Origin of the sequence: Sediminicoccus rosea (assembly GCF_033547095.1) — a bacterium.
Classification (GTDB): Bacteria; Pseudomonadota; Alphaproteobacteria; order Acetobacterales; family Acetobacteraceae; genus Roseococcus; species Roseococcus rosea.
On record NZ_CP137852.1, the window covers coordinates 2,010,612 to 2,026,190 of the forward strand.

Genomic DNA, 15,579 nt, shown 5'->3' on the forward strand with positions numbered 1-15,579 from the left:
GCACCTTCAACGCAGGAGGAACGCCCATGGCCCGCAGTCTTGAATGGATGAAGCTCACCGCCGCCGAGGTGCAGGCAGCCGCGGCCGAGGACGCGCTGCTGATCGTGCCCGTCGCCTCACTCGAGCAGCACGGCCCGGCGCTGGTGACCGGCACCGACATCATCCTGGGCGGCAATGTCGCGCTGGAGACGGCGCGCAAGCTGGTCGCCGCCGGACATCCCGCCCTGGTCACGCCCGTCGTCTGGCATGGCCTGGCCGAGCATCACATGGCCTTCGGCGGCACCGTCACGCTCGACAGCGCGACCTTTCAGGCGGTGCTGCGCCATGTCGTGAAGTCGGCCGCGCGGCACGGCTTCAAGCGCGTGTTCCTGATGAACGGCCATGGCGGCAATGCCGAGGCGATCGGCACGGCGGCAACCGACCTCGCGGTGGAATTCGGCATCCGCGTGGGTGGCGGCACCTATTGGCACATGGTGCCCAAGGCGATCGCGCCGCTGCTGGAGGACCAGCCCGGCCTCATGCATGCCTGCGAGGCCGAGACCTCCATGGTGTGGCACCTGCTGCCCGAGGGCGTGCGTCCCGACCGTCTGCCCGAGGCGCATGGGCCGTCCTCCTCCCGCGCGCCGGGGCAGCCGCCGGGGCTGCTGATGCGGCGCAGCTTCAAAGAGATCACGCCCACGGGCGTGGTGGGCGATGCCCGGCGCGCGAGCCGGGCGAAGGGTGCCGCCCTGCTCGATGCGATCGCCACGAAATGCGCCGAATTGCTGGCGAACCCGGCGATCTGGGGGAAGGCCTAGGCCACCAGGAACCGCTGTTCGGGCAGTGGCAGGTCCACCCAGGACAGGTGGCCGCCCTTGCCCGAGCCGGTGTCCATGAAGATCGCCCGCCCGCCCAGCCGGCCGCGCGTCTCCCACGGGCGGCCATCGCGTGAGCGCTGGTCATGCCCGACATAGACGGTGAGGCCGGGCGGGATGGAATCCACCCAATGCAGCACGCGCTCGGGGTAACCCTCCTGCGTCGTGCCGCCGGTCACCTGGCCGAAGAGCGCGCGGGAGGTGATGGCGTCGGGCTTGCGGGCCCCCGCCTCGCGCGGCGGGGCCTGCAGCAGCATGCCCTTGTGGAAGGCGGCATGGACGAAGAGCAGCGGGCCGAGCCGCCACCAGGCGGGCGCCTCGGCGATCTCGGCCACGGCGCGGGCCGCGAGCGCCGGCCCGTCGGGGGCCGCGTGCAATTGTTCGAGGGTGCGCGGCGTGGCTTCGGGCGGGCTGCGGACGCGCGCCCCGGTCAGCGCGCGGCGCAGCTTGTGGTCGTGATTGCCGAGCAGGAAGAGGCCCGCCTCGTCATCCAGCAGGTTGAAGATCAGGCGCAGCACGCCGGGCGAATCCGGGCCGTAATCGGTCAGGTCACCCAGCTGCAGCAGGAACAGCCCTTCCTCCGCCGCGCCGCGGATGGCGGAGGCCAGGGCGTCCGGCTCGCCATGCACGTCGCCCACCACGCGCAGCCCGGAGAAGCCGCGGGCGCGCAGGCTGGCCGGGTCGAGCTTCATGGCGCGGCGCCGCGCATCTCGGCATAGGCGGCGAGCGCGCGGGCGCGGCCTTGCCCGTGGTCCATGACGGGGCGCGGATAATCCACGCCGAGCCGGATGTTGGCCCCGCGCAGGATGATCTCCGGCGCCTCCCAGGGCTTGTGGAGGAACTTGTCCGGCAGGCCCGCGATCTCGGGCACCCAGCGGCGGACATAGGCGCCGTCGGCATCGAATTTCTCGCCCTGGAGCACGGGGGCGAAGACGCGGAAATAGGGCGCGGCATCGGCGCCGCAGCCCGCCACCCATTGCCAGGAGGCGGCGTTGGAGGCGAGGTCGCCATCCAGCAGCGTGTCCCAGAACCAGGCCTCGCCCGCCTGCCAGGGTTGCAGCAGGTGCTTCACGAGGAAGGAGGCGGTGATCATCCGCACGCGGTTGTGCATCCAGCCGCTGCGCCAGAGCTGGCGCATGCCGGCATCCACGATGGGATAGCCCGTCTGGCCGCGCTGCCAGGCGCGCAGCAGCTTCGCGTCCGGCTGCCAGGGGAAGTTCGCGAAGCTCTGCTGGAGCGGCGCCTCGGGCAGTTCGGGCCGGTGCCAGAGCAGGTGATAGGCGAATTCGCGCCAGAGGATCTCCTTCAGGAAGGTCGCATCGCCCGTCACACCCGCGGCGCGCGCCGCATGCCAGAGCTGGCGCGGGCTGATCTCGCCGAAGCGCAGATGCGGGCTGAGGCCGGATGTGCCGGGGATGCCCGGCAGGTTGCGGGTGGCGTCGTAGCGGTTCAGCAGGCTGAAGGCCTTGATGCGCGCCGCCGCCCCCGCCTCGCCCGGCTGCCAGTGCTGCGGGAATTCGCGCGCCCAGTCCCGCTTCGGCAGGAGCTCCAGCGCCTCGAGCGGCAGGCCGGGATGCGCGAGGGTTTCGATTCGTGCGGGGGTGGGCAGCGGCGGCGGCGGCTCGCCCAGCGCGAAGAGGGCGCGCGAGAAGGGCGTATAGACCGAATAGGGCTTGCCCGTGCCGGTGCGGATGCGGTGCGGCTCATGCAGCAGCGAGGAGGTGTGCAGGCTGAGCTTGCGGCCCTCGGCCTGCAGCGCCTCCGCGATGGCGGCGTCGCGGCTGCGCGCCCAGGGCTCATAGAGGCGGCCCGCGATGACCTCCGAGGCGCCGATCGCGGTGGCCAGCTGCGGGATGATGCGCGTGGCGGGGCCGCGTGCGAGGTGCAGGCTGGCGCCGCGCGCGGCGAGATCGGCCGTCAGCGACGCGAGCGAATGGTGCAGCCACCAGCGCTGCGCGCCGCCATGCGCCCAGGCGCCGGCGGCCTCGTCATCGAGGACGTAGACGAGGAGCGCCGGCCGCCCGTCCAGGGCGGCGAGGGCGGGATTGTCGGCGAGGCGGAGATCCTGTCGGAACCAGACGAGGGCGGGGGAGGTCATGGCCCCCATATGGCCCGGGTGGGCCGGAGCGCAAAGCGCTGGAGGAAGCTCAGTCGGCGTAGCCCGGGTCGGTGCGGTCGAGCACGCGCTTCAGCGCGGCGAAATGATAGTCGGAGCCGCTCATCCTGTGGGTCGGATCCTGCCAGCTGGCCTGGACCTTCATCTTCTCCAGCACCTCGGGCCGCACGAAGCGGCGCCGCGCATGGGTCCACATGGAGAAGAGCTGCGTGCGCGCCGCGCGCTCCAGGAAATAGAGCCGGTGATAGGCCTGCGCCACCGATTTGCCGGTGACGACGACGCCGTGGTTGGCGAGCATCAGGATGGGCTTGCCCTGCATCAGCGCGGCCATGCGCTCGCCCTCCTCATGTTCGAGGGCGAAGCCGTTGTAGTCGTAGTCGTAGGCGATGCGGTCGTGGAATTGCAGCGCGTTCTGTCCGGTCATTTCCAGCGTCATGTCCTCGAGCTGGGAGAGGGCGGTGATGTAGGGCATGTGCGTGTGCAGCACGCATTCGGCGCCGGTGATGGCGTGGATCGGCGCATGGATGCAGATGGCGGTGCGGTCGGCCGGGCCCGTGCCGTCCAGGATGGTGCCGTCGAAGGCGACCTCGATGAGGTTGCTCGCCGTCACCTCGGACCAGTGGAGGCCGAAGGCGTTGAGGTAGAAGCGGCCGGGGCGGCCGGGCACCAGCAGTGTGAAGTGGTTGTCGATCGCCTCGTGATAGTCATGCATCACGGCCAGGCGATGCGCGGCGGCCATGTCGATGCGGGCCTGGCGGCGCTGCTCGGCCAGGATCTGCTCGGCGAGCATGGGGGCGGCGGGGTCCTGTGTGGTGGACATGGGCGCTACTCCTGCGGGGATGCGGCCATCTTCCATGCGCGGGCGCCCCGCGCAAGCGTCACTCGCCGCGGGTGGGGGCGATCTGCGCCACGCGCGCATCGGCCGGGAGCGCGGGGCGCAGGCCGTTGCCCATGCCGCTGGCGAGCTGCACCGCGCTGGTCACCACCACGCTGGCCTGGGGGGCGGGAATGCGGGCGGCGGCCTCGGCCTGGGCGGTCAGGGCGATGAGGGCGGCGGCGGCGATCAGGAAGTGGCGCATGGGGTGGTCTCCGAAGGGGTGAAGCTCTGTTGGGAGCAACATGCCGGCGCCGTGTCGCGGGGTGATCGTCGCGATTGTCGCATCTGTCGCGGCGCTCCTTCGTCGCGCGGTTGAGACTTCCGGACCTTTGCGGTATTGCGGTGCACAAAGAACAAGGTTGAGGCTCATCGCATGGAACGCATCCTGGAGGGGCAGTCCGCCCTGATCACCGGCTCGACGAGCGGCATCGGCCTCGGCATCGCCCGGCTCTACGCCGAAGCGGGGGCGAAGGTGATGCTGAACGGCTTCGGCAAGCCCGAGGACATCGCCGCCGCCCGCGCCGAGATCGGGCGCCTCATGGGCGTGGCGGAGGCCCCCTACAGCGCCGCCGACATGTCCAAGCCCGCCGAGGTGCGCGGCATGGTGGCCGCCGCCGAGGCCGCGTTCGGCAAGCTCGACATCCTGGTGAACAATGCGGGCATCCAGTTCGTCTCGCCCGTGCAGGATTTTCCGGCCGAGAAGTGGGATGCGATCATCGCCATCAACATGAGCAGCAATTTCCACGCGATCGCGGCCGCGCTGCCGGGGATGCTGGCGCGGAACTACGGCCGCATCATCAACGTGGCCAGCGCGCATGGCCTGGTGGCAAGCCCCTACAAGACCGCCTATGTCGCCGCCAAGCATGGCGTGGTGGGGCTGACCAAGTCCGTCGCGCTCGAGATCGCGCAGGCCGATGTGACCTGCAACGCGATCTGCCCGGGCTTCGTCCGCACGCCGCTGGCCGAAGCGCAGGTGCCCCCGCTCGCCGCCAAGTTCGGCGTGAGCGAGGAGGTGGCGCTGAAGGATCACCTGCTGGCCAAGCAGCCCTCCAAGCGCTGGATCGAGGTGGATGAGGTGGCGCGCATGGCGCTCTGGCTCGTCGGCCCCGGCTCGGGCGGGGTGAACGGTTCGGCCCTGTCCATCGACGGCGGCTGGCTCGCGGCCTGATGGACAGCGCGCCCCCCGCCGCCACCCAGCCCGTCGCGGCTCCGGCCATCGCGCAGAAGACCTCGCGCCGCATCAACCTCGCGCTGCAGGGCGGCGGCACGCATGGCGCCTTCACCTGGGGCGCCCTGGAGCGGCTGCTGGAGGAGGAGCGCATCGAGTTCGACGGCCTCTCCGGCACCTCGGCCGGCGCGATCAACGGCGCGGTGCTGGCGCTCGGCCTGCTGGAAGGCGGGCGGCAGGGGGCGAAGGATGCGCTGAACCGCTTCTGGCGCGCGCTGGGCGCGAAATTCGCCGTCTCGCCGCTCAAGGCGACGCCGATCGAGAAGGCGCTCTGGGGCTGGGACCTGCAATACAGCCTGGCCTGGAACGCCTTCGACACCATGACGCGCGTCATGTCGCCCTACCAGCTGAACCCCTTCCCGATGGAGTTCAACCCGCTGCGCAAGGCGCTGGACCAGAGCCTGGACCTCGCCCGCCTGCGCGCCGACAAGAACGCGATCCGGCTGTTCATCTCGGCCACCAATGTCCGCACGGGCAAGCCCAAGGTCTTCACGCGCAGCGAGATCACGGTGGATGCGCTGCTCGCCTCCGCCTGCCTGCCCAATGTGTTCAAGGCGGTGGAGATCGATGGCGAGGCCTATTGGGATGGCGGTTACCTCGGCAATCCGGCGCTCTGGCCGCTCTATCACGAGCGCATGGCGGCCGACATCGTTCTGGTGCAGCTGAACCCGCTGCTGCGCCCCGAATTGCCGACCACGACCAGCGACATCATGAACCGGCTGAACGAGATCAGCTTCAACGCCTCGCTGATGAGCGAGATGCGCGCCATCGACTTCGTTCAGCGCATGCTGGAGGCGGGGCGGCTGGAGCAGCCGCGCTACCGCCGCATCTTCCTCCATTCCATCGAGGACGAGCCGCGCATGCGCGCCTTCAAGCTCAGCACCAAGTTCAACGGCGACTGGGACTTCCTGCAGACGCTGCGCGACTATGGCTGGGAGGCGGCGGACCTCTTCATCCGCGAGAACCTGGACAAGGTGGGGCGCGAGAGCACGCTGGACATCCAGCGCTATCTCTGAGAAGGCGGGCCTGCGGGCAGGCACGGAGACCGCAGATCCGACCTGCCCCGGAGACCCGCAAGCGCATGTTGAACAAGCTCCTCGGGATCGTCTCCGGACGCACCGACCTGACGCTCCAGGGGCGTTTCGCGCGTTTCTACCGCACCAACTACTGGCTTGATCCGGAATCCCGCTCCGGCCCGGGTTCCCGCCGTGATTCCGGCTCGGTCGCGGCGGCCATCGAGGCCCTGGGGATGGCCGTCCACGACCATGGCGTGCGCCGCATCGCGGACATTCCCTGCGGCGACTTCAACTGGATGCCCCTGTTTCTCGAGGCCTGGCCTGAGGTGCAATACCAGGGCTTCGACATCGTGGCCGAGATGATCGCCGACAACCGCAGGCGCCATCCCGGCCTCCAGTTCGAACGGCTGGACATCACGCGCGAGGTGCCGCCCAGCGTGGACCTGATCCTCTGCAAGGATCTGCTGAACCATCTCTGCTTCGCAGATGTGCGGGCCGCGCTGGAGAACATGCGCCGCTCCGGCTCGCGCCTGCTGCTCGCCTCCAACAATTTCGGGCGTGACAATGTGGAACTGCCCCGGCTCGGGCGGCGCGGGTCCCGGCACCTCGACATCACACGCCCTCCCTTCGGGCTGCCCCCGCCCATCTGGCGGACGCATTACCTGGGGCTGTGGCGCCTCGCGGATGTCCCGGCCTGAGGGCCGGCGCGGTCACCCGGGCCGCGTGTCCAGCAGCCGGGCGGGGCGGCCGCGCCGCAGCCAGACCACCGCGGCCTGGCGATGACGGCGGGCGAGGCGGGCCAGTACGCGCTTCGGCAGGGCAACCAGCAGCATCGCCTCGTGCCAGGCGCCGAGCGCGCCCTCGCCCTCTTCGCGGCCTGCGCCGCGCAGGTCGCGCCGCAGCCGCGCCTGGGCGGCCGCGTTCCAGGCGGGCGGCATCCGGCGGCTCATCGGGTTCCAGGCGGTGATGAAGCCGGCCTCGCGCGCGCCGTGCCGCGCCATCCAGCGATCCGCCGTCGCGCTGCGGCGGCCCACGCGCACCACCACCTCACCCGCGCGATACTGCGTGCGCCGATAGGCCTCGGCCCGCGTCACGCCAGTTGCAGGAGCTGCCCCTTGAGGTAGGCGCTCTCGGGCAGCATGGGGTGAACCGGGTGGTCGGGCCCTGCGCCGGTGCTGGCGAGCAGCCGCGCCTCGCGCCGCGCGCGCCAGACGCCTTCGGCCACGGCGGCGGCGAATTCCGGCGGCGCCGCATGGTGCGAGCAGGAGGCGATGAACAGGAAGCCGCCCGGATTCACCAGCTGCGCGCAGATCCGCGCGAGGCGCTGATAGGCCCGCAATGCGGCGGGGATGTCCTTGCGGGTCTTCGCGAAGGCCGGCGGGTCGGCCACCACCACGTCGAAGCGCTCGCCGGCGCCGATCATGCGCTCCAGCGTTTCCAGCGCCTCGCCGCGCCGGGCGGTGACGCGGTCGGCCAGGCCATTCGCGGCAGCGGAAGCCAAGGCGAGGTCGAGTGCCGGCTGCGAGCGGTCGAGCAGCGTGACCTGGCGCGCGCCTTCCTTGGCCGCCATCAGGCCGAAGCCGCCGGTGTGGCAGAAGGCGTCGAGCATCGTGGCGCCCTTGGCCAGGGCGGCGACGCGCGCGCGGTTCTCGCGCTGGTCGAAGAACCAGCCGGTCTTCTGGCCGGAGAGCAGGTCCACCGCGAAGGCGAGGCCGCCTTCCTCGACGCGGGCCTGGGCCTCGCTGCCGTGCAGCAGCCTGGTCTCCAGCGGCAGGCCCTCGAGGCCGCGCACCGCGCTGTCATTGCGGGCGAGGATGCTGCGCGGGTTCAGCAATTCGCGCAGCGCTTCCACGATCAGCGGCGTCGCCGCCTCCATGCCGGCGGTGTTCGCCTGGAGTGCGATCACATCGTCGAAGCGATCAACGATCAGGCCCGGCAGGCCATCCGCCTCGGCATGGACCAGCCGCGCGTGGCGGGCGAGGCCCAGGCGCTCGCGCAGCGCCAGCGCGCGGGCGATGCGGGCGGTGAACCAGGCGGCGTCGGGGGCGGCCTGGGCCTGCCGGTCCAGGATGCGCGCCGCGATCAGGCTGTGCGGGTTGAAGTGCCAGATGCCGTGCTTCACACCGTCATCGCCCTCGAGCCGCACGGGGCTGCCGGGCGGCAGGGCGCGGGCCGCCGCATCCATCACGATCTCGTTGGAAAAGGCCCAGGGATGGCCGGATTTCACGCGGCGGTCGCGGCCGGGCTGCAGGCGAAGAAGCGGGGTCATGCCGGCTTATCGCGCACTCCCACCGCCAGCGCCACCGCGCCCACCGTGCCCGAAAGCGCCAGCGCCTCGCGCCAGCCGAGCGGCTCACCCAGGATCAGGCCCGCGCCGAGCACGCTCAGCACGGGCGCCAGCAGCGTGCCGATGGCGGCCGTGGAGGCGGGCAGGCGGGCGAGCGCGCCGAACCAGGTGAGGTAGGACATGCCCATGGAGAAGATCATGAACCAGCCGAACCAGAACCAGACGGGGCCGGAGACGAGGCCGGGCTGGAAGGTCTCCAGCAGCGGCGCCAGGATCGCCATGGGCAGGCAGCCGATCGCCATCTGCCAGGCGAGCGCCGTGATCGGGTGCAGCACCAGCGGCCGCCGCTTGGAGAGGACCGCACCCAGCGCGAAGAGCAGCGCGGAGGCGAGGATGAAGAGCAGGCCCGGCAGCTTGGCGAGCCCGAGTTCCACGCCGCGCCCGGCGAAGAGGATCAGGATGCTGCCGAAGCCCAGCACCAGCCCCGCGATGCGGCGCGGCCCCGGCTTCTCGCCGAGGATGGGCCATGCGAAGAGCGCCGCCCAGACCGGCATGGTGTAGGCGAGGATCGCGGCTTCCGATGCCGTCAGCCAGCGCAGCGCCAGCGTGCCGAAGGCCATCCAGGCGGTGATGTTGAGCAGCGCGAAGAGAATGAGGCGCGGCCGCTGCTCGCGCGGGACATGCAGCCGCACGCCGAAGGCGAGGGCGCCCGCCGCCAACGCCACGGCGAGCGTCGCCGTGCCGATGGCGCGCATGGTGAGCGGCGGCAATTCCGTGAGCAGGAATTTCATGAGCGGCCAGGTGGCGCCCCAGTTCACCGCGGTGAGCATCAGCAGCACCAGGCCCACCTGCCGCTGGTTCATGCGCGCCGCCGTGTGGCGAGCAGCACGCCCGCGAGGGTGAAGCCCAGCGCCGACCATTCGCGAAGCCCCAGCGGCTCATCCAGCAGCAGGCCTGTCGCCAGCACGGCCACGATGGGCACCAGCAGCGTGCCGATGGTGGCCGTCGAGGCCGGCAGCCGCGCCAGCGCGCCGAACCAGGCGAGATAGGCGATACCGAGCGCCACCACCGCCATCCAGCCCATCAGGAACCAGCCGAGCGGCGAGAGCTCACCGAGGCGCACCGTTTCCAGGAAGGGCGAGAGCAGGAAGAGCGGCAGGCAGCCGAGGCCGACCTGCCAGACCATGGCGGCCACCGGATGCATGGGCAGCGGGTAGCGCTTGGCCAGCACGGCGCCGAGCGCGAAGAACATGGCCGAGCCCAGCAGGAGCAGCATCCCCGGCAGCTTGGCGAGCCCCACATCCAGCCCGCGCCCAGCGAAGAGGATGACCACCCCGCCGATGCCCAGGGCGAGTGCCAGCAGCTTGGTCAGGCTTGGCCGTTCGCCCAGGATGGGCCAGGCCAGGAGGGCGGCCCAGACCGGCATGGTGTAGGCCAGCGTCGCCGCTTCCGCTGCGCTCAGCCAGAGCAGGCCGACCGTCGCGAGGCCCATCCAGGCCGTGACATTCAACGCCGAGAAGAGCGCGAGCCGCCCCCAGAGCGCGCGCGGCACGGAAAGCCGCACGCCGAAGGCCAGCGCGCCCAGGCCGAAGACGAAGGAGGAGGCGAGCCCGGCATAGGAACGCGCGGCGAGCGGCGGCATCTCGCGCAGCAGCAATTGCAGGGCGGGCCAGTTGGAGCCCCAGCCCAGGCCGGTCAGCAGAAGCAGCAACAGGCCGGTGGTTCTTGGGCTCACACAAGTGAGCTTAGGGGAAACCCGCGGCGGCGCGCACCTCCGCCGGGCTCATGCCACTTGCGCGCATGGCGCGCAGCGTGGGCGCCTGGTCCCGCTTGGCCAGGCGCTTTCCCTCGGCGTCCCGGATCAGGCCGTGATGGGCGTAGAGCGGCGCGGGCCAGCCCATCAGCGCCTGGAGCAGGCGGTGGATGTCAGTCGCTTCCAGCAGGTCCTCGCCGCGCGTCACCAGCGTGACGCCCTGCTCGGCGTCATCCTGGGTGACGCAGAGGTGGTAGGAGGCGGGGATGTCCTTGCGCGCCAGCACCACATCGCCCTGCGTCTCGGGCGTGCAGCGGCGCGGGCCGTGGATCAGGTCGGTGAAGGTCAGCGGCCCGGTCTCCGCCAGCGCGCGGGTGACGTCGAGGCGCAGCGCATAGGGGCGGCCGGCGGCGATGCGCGCCTCTGCCTCGGCGCGCGGCAGGTTGCGGCAGGTGCCGGGATAGATCGCCGAGGATCCGCCCATGGGGCCATGCGCGGCGCCGATGGCGGCGGCGATGTCGCCCCGCGTGCAGAAGCAGGGGTAGAGCAGGCCGCGCGCCCGCAGCGAATCCAGGCTCGCGCCATAGCCCGCCATGCGGGCGGATTGCACCCGCACCGGCTCCTCCCAGGCGAGGCCGAGCCAGGCCAGATCCTCCAGGATCGCGGCGGTGAATTCCGGCCGGCAGCGCGTGGCGTCGATGTCCTCGATGCGCAGCAGGAAGCGGCCGCCGGCCTGCTCGGCCGCACGCGCCGCGAAGAGCGCCGAATGCGCGTGGCCGAGATGCAGCAGGCCGGTGGGGGAGGGCGCAAAGCGCGTGACGCAGCCGGGTGGCGGGGCGAAGGGCATGGGGGACATCATGTGACGGGGGGATGAAAGCCGTTAATCCCGTCTTGCGGCAATGCAGCAGGGGTGCCATGCATTCACCCGAGTTGTTGGCGGCGCACCGAATCCGGGAGCCTGGCCGCACCCGGACCGGTCGCTCTCCGCCAGCATGGCAGTGAGAGGAGCCTGGTTTGCCCGACGGCGGTCTCATCCCTCAGATCAACGGCCCCGGCGGCTTTCCCGCCCTGGTGCTGAATGCGGATTTCCGACCTCTCTCCTATTTCCCGCTCTCGGTCTGGTCCTGGCAGGATGCGGTGAAGGCGGTGGTGCTGGACCGCGTCTCGGTGCTCAGCGAGTACGAGACGGAGGTGCACTCGCCCTCCTTCGCGCTGCGCCTGCCCTCGGTCATCGCGTTGCGCGAATACATTCCGGCGGCACGGCGCCCCGCGTTTACGCGGTTCAACGTCTTCCTGCGCGACCGCTTCGAATGCCAGTACTGTGGCGATGGCCTGCCCGCGCATGAGCTGACCTTCGACCATGTGATCCCGCGCTCGCGCGGCGGGCGGACGAGCTGGGAGAATGTCGTCGCCGCCTGCGGCCCCTGCAATCTCCGCAAGGGCAGCGCGCTGCCGCGCGAATGCCACATGCTGCCCCGCCAGACGCCGCGCCAGCCGACGAGCTGGGAATTGCAGGAGAATGGGCGGAGCTTCCCGCCCAACCACCTGCATGAGAGCTGGCGCGACTACCTGTACTGGGACAGCGAGCTGGAGCAGGGCTGACCCCTGCTCCAGACGGCTTACGCCGCCACTTCGACGAGAACGAGCTCAGCCTCGTCATTCGCCACGATCGTCACCTCACGCTCGCCCTCGATCGCGGCGCCGTCGCGCAGGCCGAGCGGCTGGCCGTTGACGGTGGCACTGCCCTTGGCCGGTACCAGATAGGCGGCGCGGCCCGGGGCGAGGGTGAGCTTCAGCTCCTGGCCCTTGGCGAGCGTCGTCGCCATCACCGCCGCATCGGCGTTGATGGGCAGGGCGCCGGCTTCGGCATCGCCGGGGCGGCCGCCGGCCAGCACCTCGAACTTCGCCTCGCGCGCGGCCTTGGGGAAGGTCTTGGCACCCCAATTGGGCTTCGCACCCCGCACGTCGGGCAGGATCCAGATCTGGAAGATCTTCGTCGTTCCGGGCTCGAGGTTGTATTCGCTGTGCACCACGCCCGTGCCGGCCGACATGATCTGCACGTCGCCCGCCTCGGTGCGGCCCTCATTGCCCATGTTGTCGCGATGCGTGATCGCGCCCTCGCGGACATAGGTGATGATTTCCATGTCGCGGTGCGGATGCGGGTCGAAGCCCGTGCCGGCCGCGATCTCGTCATCGTTCCAGACGCGCAGGCGGCCCCAGCCCATGCGGGAGGGGTCGTTGTAGTGGCCGAAGGAGAAGTGGTGGCGGGCATTGAGCCAGCCGAAATTGGCATGGCCCAGCGAGTTGAAGGGGCGGATGTCAATCATGATGGAGGTCCTGACGCGCCGGTTTGTGGCTGCGTTCGGAGCCCAGATAGGGGGCGTGGCGCCGGATTGCCACTCACGCCGCCTGATCGGTGTCATTCAGGCCGGTGATGATCCTGGCCTGCCGAGCGGATGATTCACCGCTTCGGCATTCGCCTCAGCGGATCATGCGCTAGCGGCACATCAGCACGGGCACGTCGGCATTCTCCAGCACGTGCCGGGTCACGCCGCCCAGGATGAGCTGGCGCAGGCGCGAATGGCTGTAGGCGCCCATGCAGAGCAGGTCCGCCTCGAAATCCCGCACCGCGCCCAGCAGGCCCGCGCCGACATCCTTGGTGACCGGCTTGAACTGCATCGCCTCGGCCGGGATCTCGTGCCAGTGGAGATAGGCGAGGATGCCCTCCACCTTCGGCCCGCGGCGCTGGTAGTCGTCGGCGTAGAGGATGCGGCGCGCATCGGCGCGGTGCAGCCAGGGGAGGGCGGCGGCCATGGCGGCGGCGCTCTCGGCCGTGCCGTTCCAGGCGCAGCAGATGCGCGTGCCGATGGTCGCCGGCGCCACGCGGGGGGCGATCAGCACCGGGCGGCCGGAATCAAAGAGGACGGCATGCAGCGCGTCCGAGCTCGAGACGTCCTCGCCCGCCTCGGGGTGCGGCACCACCGCCATGTCATAGAGGCGCGACTGCTGCGCCACGATGTCCTCCTCCCGGCCCGCGATGGACTCGAAGGAGAGGGTGGGACCGCCCGATTTCAGCGCCGTCTCGGCGGAGTGGGCGATGGTGACATCGCCCGCGCTGGCCGCGAAACGCTCGAAGAGCGCGCGGACGCGGCCCGCGCGGTCGCCGCTCTCGCGCTCGGTCGCCGCCATCATCTCCTCGATCATGGCGCCCGAGAGCCCCTCGCCGGCGAGCGGTGCCACGTCGCGCGCATCCACGCGCACATGCAGGCAATGCACATGGGCGCCCCAGATGCGGGCCACCATCAGCGCGGTGGCGAGTGCGGCTTCCCCGGCGGCGGTCCCGGTCATCGGCAGCAGCAGGCGGCGATAGGCCATGTTCGTGATCCCTCAACCGGTTGTTCGGGCACCGTTATGGCGAAGGCCGCGGGGGCAAGTCCAGTATCTTGCGGGCCATGTCTTCCGGTGCGGCGGTGGCATCCAGGCGGTTCCAGGTGATCGCGCCCAGGTCGCGCGCGGCGGTCGCGGCCAGCACCTCGGGCGTGGCATCCGAGGCATCGCCCCTGCGGGCGGCGATGCGCGCGCGCAGGATGTCGAGCGGCGCCTCAAGCCAGAGGCCGGTGAAGCCAGGGTCGAGGGCAGCGAGCGCGTCACGCTCCGGCGCGCGCTGGAAGACGGCGTCGGCGATGACCGCATGGCCGGCCGCCAGCGCCTCGGCGGCCATGGCGTTCAGCGTGGCGAAGACGGCGGCGCTCGTTTCCGGGCGATAGGCCTCGGGCGGCAGGCGGGTCTCGGGTGCGACACCCGCCTGGCGCTTGCGGATCTCGTCGCTGCGGAGGATGAGCGCGCCTGGCGCGGCGCCGAGATCGGGCGCGAGGCGGCGCGCCAGGTGCGACTTGCCGGTGCCCTGCAGGCCGCCCACGGCGACGAGGCGCGCTGGCGCGGGCGCGAGATAGGCGCCGGCCGCCGCCAGCAGCGGGCCGCCATCCTGGCCGGAGCGCGCCGCGACATGCGCGCGGATCAGCGCGCGCAGCGAGAGCCAGAGGGGCATCGCGCGCAGCAGCGCCACATCCCCGGTGCGGGCGATGTAGCGGTTCAGCACGCGGTTGGCCGCGGCGCGGCTGTCCCGCCGGTCGAGGTCCATGAGCAGGAAGGCGAGGTCGTAGCCGACATCGATGGTGGCCAGCGCCTCGTCGAATTCCAGCGCGTCGAAGGGGGTGGGGCGGCCCTCCAGCAGGCAGATATTGCCCAGGTGCAGGTCGCCATGGCAGCGGCGCAGGAAGCCGGCCGCCGCGCGTTCCGCGAGCCAGGGCGCGAGGCGCGCCTCGGCGGCCAGAGCGGCTTCCGCCCAGGCGCGGACCGGCGCCGCGGGCAGCCCGGCCGAGAGCGCCGCCTCGCGGTTGCCGGTGATGACGCCGACCATGCGGCCATCCCCCGCCCGGCGGGGTGCGGCCTCATGCAGCGCCATCACCGCATCGGCCAGCGGGTCCAGCAGCTCGGGCGGCAGGGGGCCTGTGAAGAAGGCCTCGGGCGGCAGGCGCTTCATCCGCAGCACCCATTCCACGGCCGGGCCCTCGCCACCCAGGCGCAGCGCGCCATCCGGGCCGCGCGTGAGCGGCACGGCGCCGAGATAGAGGCCCGGCGCATGCGGCGCGTTCAGCGCGTGCTCGAACTTCGTCAACCGCTCGCGCTCGGCGAGGGTGGAGAAGTCGAGGAAGCCGAAATCCACCGCCTTCTTCAGCTTGAAGGCCTCCCGCTCGCCCAGGAAGACGGCGGAGATATGCGTCTCCACCGGGGCCGCGCCCACGAGGCCGCCGAGGAAGGCGGCCGCCTCGGCCTGGATGGCGGGAATCGCCATCAGGGGTAGAGCGCCTCGGTCTTCCAGCCGCTGCCATCGGCCGTGAAGACGCGGCGCTCATGCAGGCGGAAGGGCATGTCGCGCCAGAACTCGATGCGCTCGGGCAGCAGGCGGAAGCCGGACCAGAAGGGCGGGCGCGGGATCTCGCTGACGCCGAATTTCATCGTGTATTCCGCGACGGCCTTTTCCAGCGCCCAGCGCCCTTCCAGCGGGCGCGACTGGCGCGAGGCCCAGGCGCCGATGCGCGACCCGCGCGAGCGGGAGGCGTAATAGGCATCGGCCTCCTCCGCCGTCACCGGCTCGATCCGCCCCTCGACGCGCACGCTGCGGGTCAGCGTCTTCCAATGGAAGCAGAGCGCGGCGTGGGGGTTGGCCGCGAGTTCGCCGCCCTTGCGCGATTCGAGGTTGGTGTAGAAGACGAAGCCGCGCGCATCATGGCCCTTGAGCAGCACCATGCGGGCGGAGGGCCGGCCATCGGGCGTGGCGGTGGCCAGGCACATGGCGTTCGGATCATTGGGTTCGGTGCGCGTCGCCTCGGCCAGCCATTCGGCGAAGAGGGCGTAAGGGTCTTCGGTCATTCGCTTTTCCTATGG

18 protein-coding genes are annotated in these 15,579 nt (G+C 71.2%); 5 read left to right on the top strand and 13 right to left on the bottom strand.

Annotation, left to right across the window (positions count from 1 at the left end; translation table 11 throughout):
* Positions 1-26: 26 nt before the first annotated feature.
* A complete protein-coding gene (locus R9Z33_RS09650; RefSeq protein WP_318651081.1) occupies positions 27-797 on the top strand; it encodes a creatininase family protein in 771 nt (256 codons plus the stop codon).
* Here R9Z33_RS09650 and R9Z33_RS09655 read toward each other — a convergent pair.
* The 4 genes from R9Z33_RS09655 to R9Z33_RS09670 are packed head-to-tail and all read right to left on the bottom strand — an operon-like array spanning position 794 to position 4,049.
* Positions 794-1,546 (bottom strand): metallophosphoesterase, encoded by a 753-nt coding sequence (locus R9Z33_RS09655; protein WP_318651082.1) that lies wholly within the window; start codon positions 1,544-1,546, stop codon positions 794-796. The genes R9Z33_RS09650 and R9Z33_RS09655 overlap by 4 nt on opposite strands.
* Positions 1,543-2,952: a cryptochrome/photolyase family protein gene (locus R9Z33_RS09660; protein ID WP_318651083.1), complete on the bottom strand. Its 1,410-nt coding sequence runs from the start codon at positions 2,950-2,952 to the stop codon at positions 1,543-1,545. Before R9Z33_RS09660 ends, R9Z33_RS09655 begins: the two co-directional genes overlap by 4 nt.
* A gap of 49 nt (positions 2,953-3,001) precedes the next feature.
* Positions 3,002-3,790, bottom strand: coding sequence for a class II aldolase/adducin family protein (locus R9Z33_RS09665; RefSeq protein WP_318651084.1), 789 nt, complete (start codon positions 3,788-3,790; stop codon positions 3,002-3,004).
* A gap of 58 nt (positions 3,791-3,848) precedes the next feature.
* Positions 3,849-4,049, bottom strand: coding sequence for a hypothetical protein (locus R9Z33_RS09670; RefSeq protein ID WP_318651085.1), 201 nt, complete (start codon positions 4,047-4,049; stop codon positions 3,849-3,851).
* Between the two features lie 171 nt (positions 4,050-4,220).
* Between R9Z33_RS09670 and R9Z33_RS09675 the strand changes: the two genes are divergently transcribed.
* The 3 genes from R9Z33_RS09675 (at position 4,221) to R9Z33_RS09685 (ending at position 6,789) form a co-directional block, all read left to right on the top strand.
* Positions 4,221-5,015 (top strand): 3-hydroxybutyrate dehydrogenase, encoded by a 795-nt coding sequence (locus R9Z33_RS09675; protein WP_318651086.1) that lies wholly within the window; start codon positions 4,221-4,223, stop codon positions 5,013-5,015.
* A complete protein-coding gene (locus tag R9Z33_RS09680; protein ID WP_318651087.1) occupies positions 5,015-6,091 on the top strand; it encodes a patatin-like phospholipase family protein in 1,077 nt (358 codons plus the stop codon). The genes R9Z33_RS09675 and R9Z33_RS09680 overlap by 1 nt, the downstream gene beginning before the upstream one ends.
* Positions 6,092-6,156: 65 nt before the next feature.
* The gene (locus R9Z33_RS09685; protein ID WP_318651088.1) at positions 6,157-6,789 is read left to right on the top strand and encodes a class I SAM-dependent methyltransferase; all 633 of its coding nucleotides are present in this window, start codon (positions 6,157-6,159) and stop codon (positions 6,787-6,789) included.
* Between the two features lie 12 nt (positions 6,790-6,801).
* On the opposite strand, the gene R9Z33_RS09690 is transcribed toward R9Z33_RS09685, so the two are convergent.
* From R9Z33_RS09690 to gluQRS, 5 genes are read right to left on the bottom strand one after another with little or no spacing between them, the layout of a single operon-like run.
* Positions 6,802-7,185, bottom strand: coding sequence for a DUF3293 domain-containing protein (locus R9Z33_RS09690; protein ID WP_318651089.1), 384 nt, complete (start codon positions 7,183-7,185; stop codon positions 6,802-6,804).
* Positions 7,182-8,360: a class I SAM-dependent rRNA methyltransferase gene (locus R9Z33_RS09695; protein ID WP_318651090.1), complete on the bottom strand. Its 1,179-nt coding sequence runs from the start codon at positions 8,358-8,360 to the stop codon at positions 7,182-7,184. Before R9Z33_RS09695 ends, R9Z33_RS09690 begins: the two co-directional genes overlap by 4 nt.
* Complete coding sequence (locus R9Z33_RS09700) at positions 8,357-9,241, bottom strand: DMT family transporter (RefSeq protein WP_318651091.1); 885 nt, start codon at positions 9,239-9,241, stop codon at positions 8,357-8,359. The genes R9Z33_RS09695 and R9Z33_RS09700 overlap by 4 nt, the downstream gene beginning before the upstream one ends.
* A complete protein-coding gene (locus R9Z33_RS09705) occupies positions 9,238-10,089 on the bottom strand; it encodes a DMT family transporter (RefSeq protein ID WP_318651092.1) in 852 nt (283 codons plus the stop codon). The genes R9Z33_RS09700 and R9Z33_RS09705 overlap by 4 nt, the downstream gene beginning before the upstream one ends.
* A gap of 34 nt (positions 10,090-10,123) precedes the next feature.
* Positions 10,124-10,978 carry a tRNA glutamyl-Q(34) synthetase GluQRS gene (gene gluQRS, locus R9Z33_RS09710; protein ID WP_318651093.1) on the bottom strand — a complete coding sequence of 285 codons (855 nt, stop codon included), beginning with the start codon at positions 10,976-10,978 and terminating at the stop codon, positions 10,124-10,126.
* Positions 10,979-11,145: 167 nt separating this feature from the next.
* Between gluQRS and R9Z33_RS09715 the strand changes: the two genes are divergently transcribed.
* Positions 11,146-11,733 carry an HNH endonuclease gene (locus R9Z33_RS09715; RefSeq protein WP_318651094.1) on the top strand — a complete coding sequence of 196 codons (588 nt, stop codon included), beginning with the start codon at positions 11,146-11,148 and terminating at the stop codon, positions 11,731-11,733.
* Positions 11,734-11,750: 17 nt separating this feature from the next.
* Here R9Z33_RS09715 and R9Z33_RS09720 read toward each other — a convergent pair whose 3' ends face one another.
* From R9Z33_RS09720 to pdxH, 4 genes are all read right to left on the bottom strand, one after another.
* The gene (locus R9Z33_RS09720; RefSeq protein ID WP_318651095.1) at positions 11,751-12,458 is read right to left on the bottom strand and encodes a pirin family protein; all 708 of its coding nucleotides are present in this window, start codon (positions 12,456-12,458) and stop codon (positions 11,751-11,753) included.
* A 169-nt stretch (positions 12,459-12,627) separates the two neighbouring features.
* Positions 12,628-13,506, bottom strand: a complete 879-nt coding sequence (locus R9Z33_RS09725; RefSeq protein WP_318651096.1) for a universal stress protein — start codon at positions 13,504-13,506, stop codon at positions 12,628-12,630.
* A gap of 34 nt (positions 13,507-13,540) precedes the next feature.
* Positions 13,541-14,986 carry a bifunctional aminoglycoside phosphotransferase/ATP-binding protein gene (locus tag R9Z33_RS09730; protein ID WP_318651097.1) on the bottom strand — a complete coding sequence of 482 codons (1,446 nt, stop codon included), beginning with the start codon at positions 14,984-14,986 and terminating at the stop codon, positions 13,541-13,543.
* Positions 14,986-15,564, bottom strand: coding sequence for a pyridoxamine 5'-phosphate oxidase (pdxH, locus tag R9Z33_RS09735; RefSeq protein ID WP_318651098.1), 579 nt, complete (start codon positions 15,562-15,564; stop codon positions 14,986-14,988). The genes R9Z33_RS09730 and pdxH overlap by 1 nt, the downstream gene beginning before the upstream one ends.
* Positions 15,565-15,579: the final 15 nt, after the last annotated feature.

Coding starts and splice junctions, on each gene's coding strand:
- R9Z33_RS09650 (WP_318651081.1), top strand. CDS start 27: ATGGCCCGCAGTCTTGAATGGATGAAGCTCACCGCCGCCGAGGTGCAG.
- R9Z33_RS09655 (WP_318651082.1), bottom strand. CDS start 1,546: ATGAAGCTCGACCCGGCCAGCCTGCGCGCCCGCGGCTTCTCCGGGCTG.
- R9Z33_RS09660 (WP_318651083.1), bottom strand. CDS start 2,952: ATGACCTCCCCCGCCCTCGTCTGGTTCCGACAGGATCTCCGCCTCGCC.
- R9Z33_RS09665 (WP_318651084.1), bottom strand. CDS start 3,790: ATGTCCACCACACAGGACCCCGCCGCCCCCATGCTCGCCGAGCAGATC.
- R9Z33_RS09670 (WP_318651085.1), bottom strand. CDS start 4,049: ATGCGCCACTTCCTGATCGCCGCCGCCGCCCTCATCGCCCTGACCGCC.
- R9Z33_RS09675 (WP_318651086.1), top strand. CDS start 4,221: ATGGAACGCATCCTGGAGGGGCAGTCCGCCCTGATCACCGGCTCGACG.
- R9Z33_RS09680 (WP_318651087.1), top strand. CDS start 5,015: ATGGACAGCGCGCCCCCCGCCGCCACCCAGCCCGTCGCGGCTCCGGCC.
- R9Z33_RS09685 (WP_318651088.1), top strand. CDS start 6,157: ATGTTGAACAAGCTCCTCGGGATCGTCTCCGGACGCACCGACCTGACG.
- R9Z33_RS09695 (WP_318651090.1), bottom strand. CDS start 8,360: ATGACCCCGCTTCTTCGCCTGCAGCCCGGCCGCGACCGCCGCGTGAAA.
- R9Z33_RS09700 (WP_318651091.1), bottom strand. CDS start 9,241: ATGAACCAGCGGCAGGTGGGCCTGGTGCTGCTGATGCTCACCGCGGTG.
- gluQRS (WP_318651093.1), bottom strand. CDS start 10,978: ATGCCCTTCGCCCCGCCACCCGGCTGCGTCACGCGCTTTGCGCCCTCC.
- R9Z33_RS09720 (WP_318651095.1), bottom strand. CDS start 12,458: ATGATTGACATCCGCCCCTTCAACTCGCTGGGCCATGCCAATTTCGGC.
- R9Z33_RS09725 (WP_318651096.1), bottom strand. CDS start 13,506: ATGGCCTATCGCCGCCTGCTGCTGCCGATGACCGGGACCGCCGCCGGG.
- R9Z33_RS09730 (WP_318651097.1), bottom strand. CDS start 14,986: ATGGCGATTCCCGCCATCCAGGCCGAGGCGGCCGCCTTCCTCGGCGGC.
- pdxH (WP_318651098.1), bottom strand. CDS start 15,564: ATGACCGAAGACCCTTACGCCCTCTTCGCCGAATGGCTGGCCGAGGCG.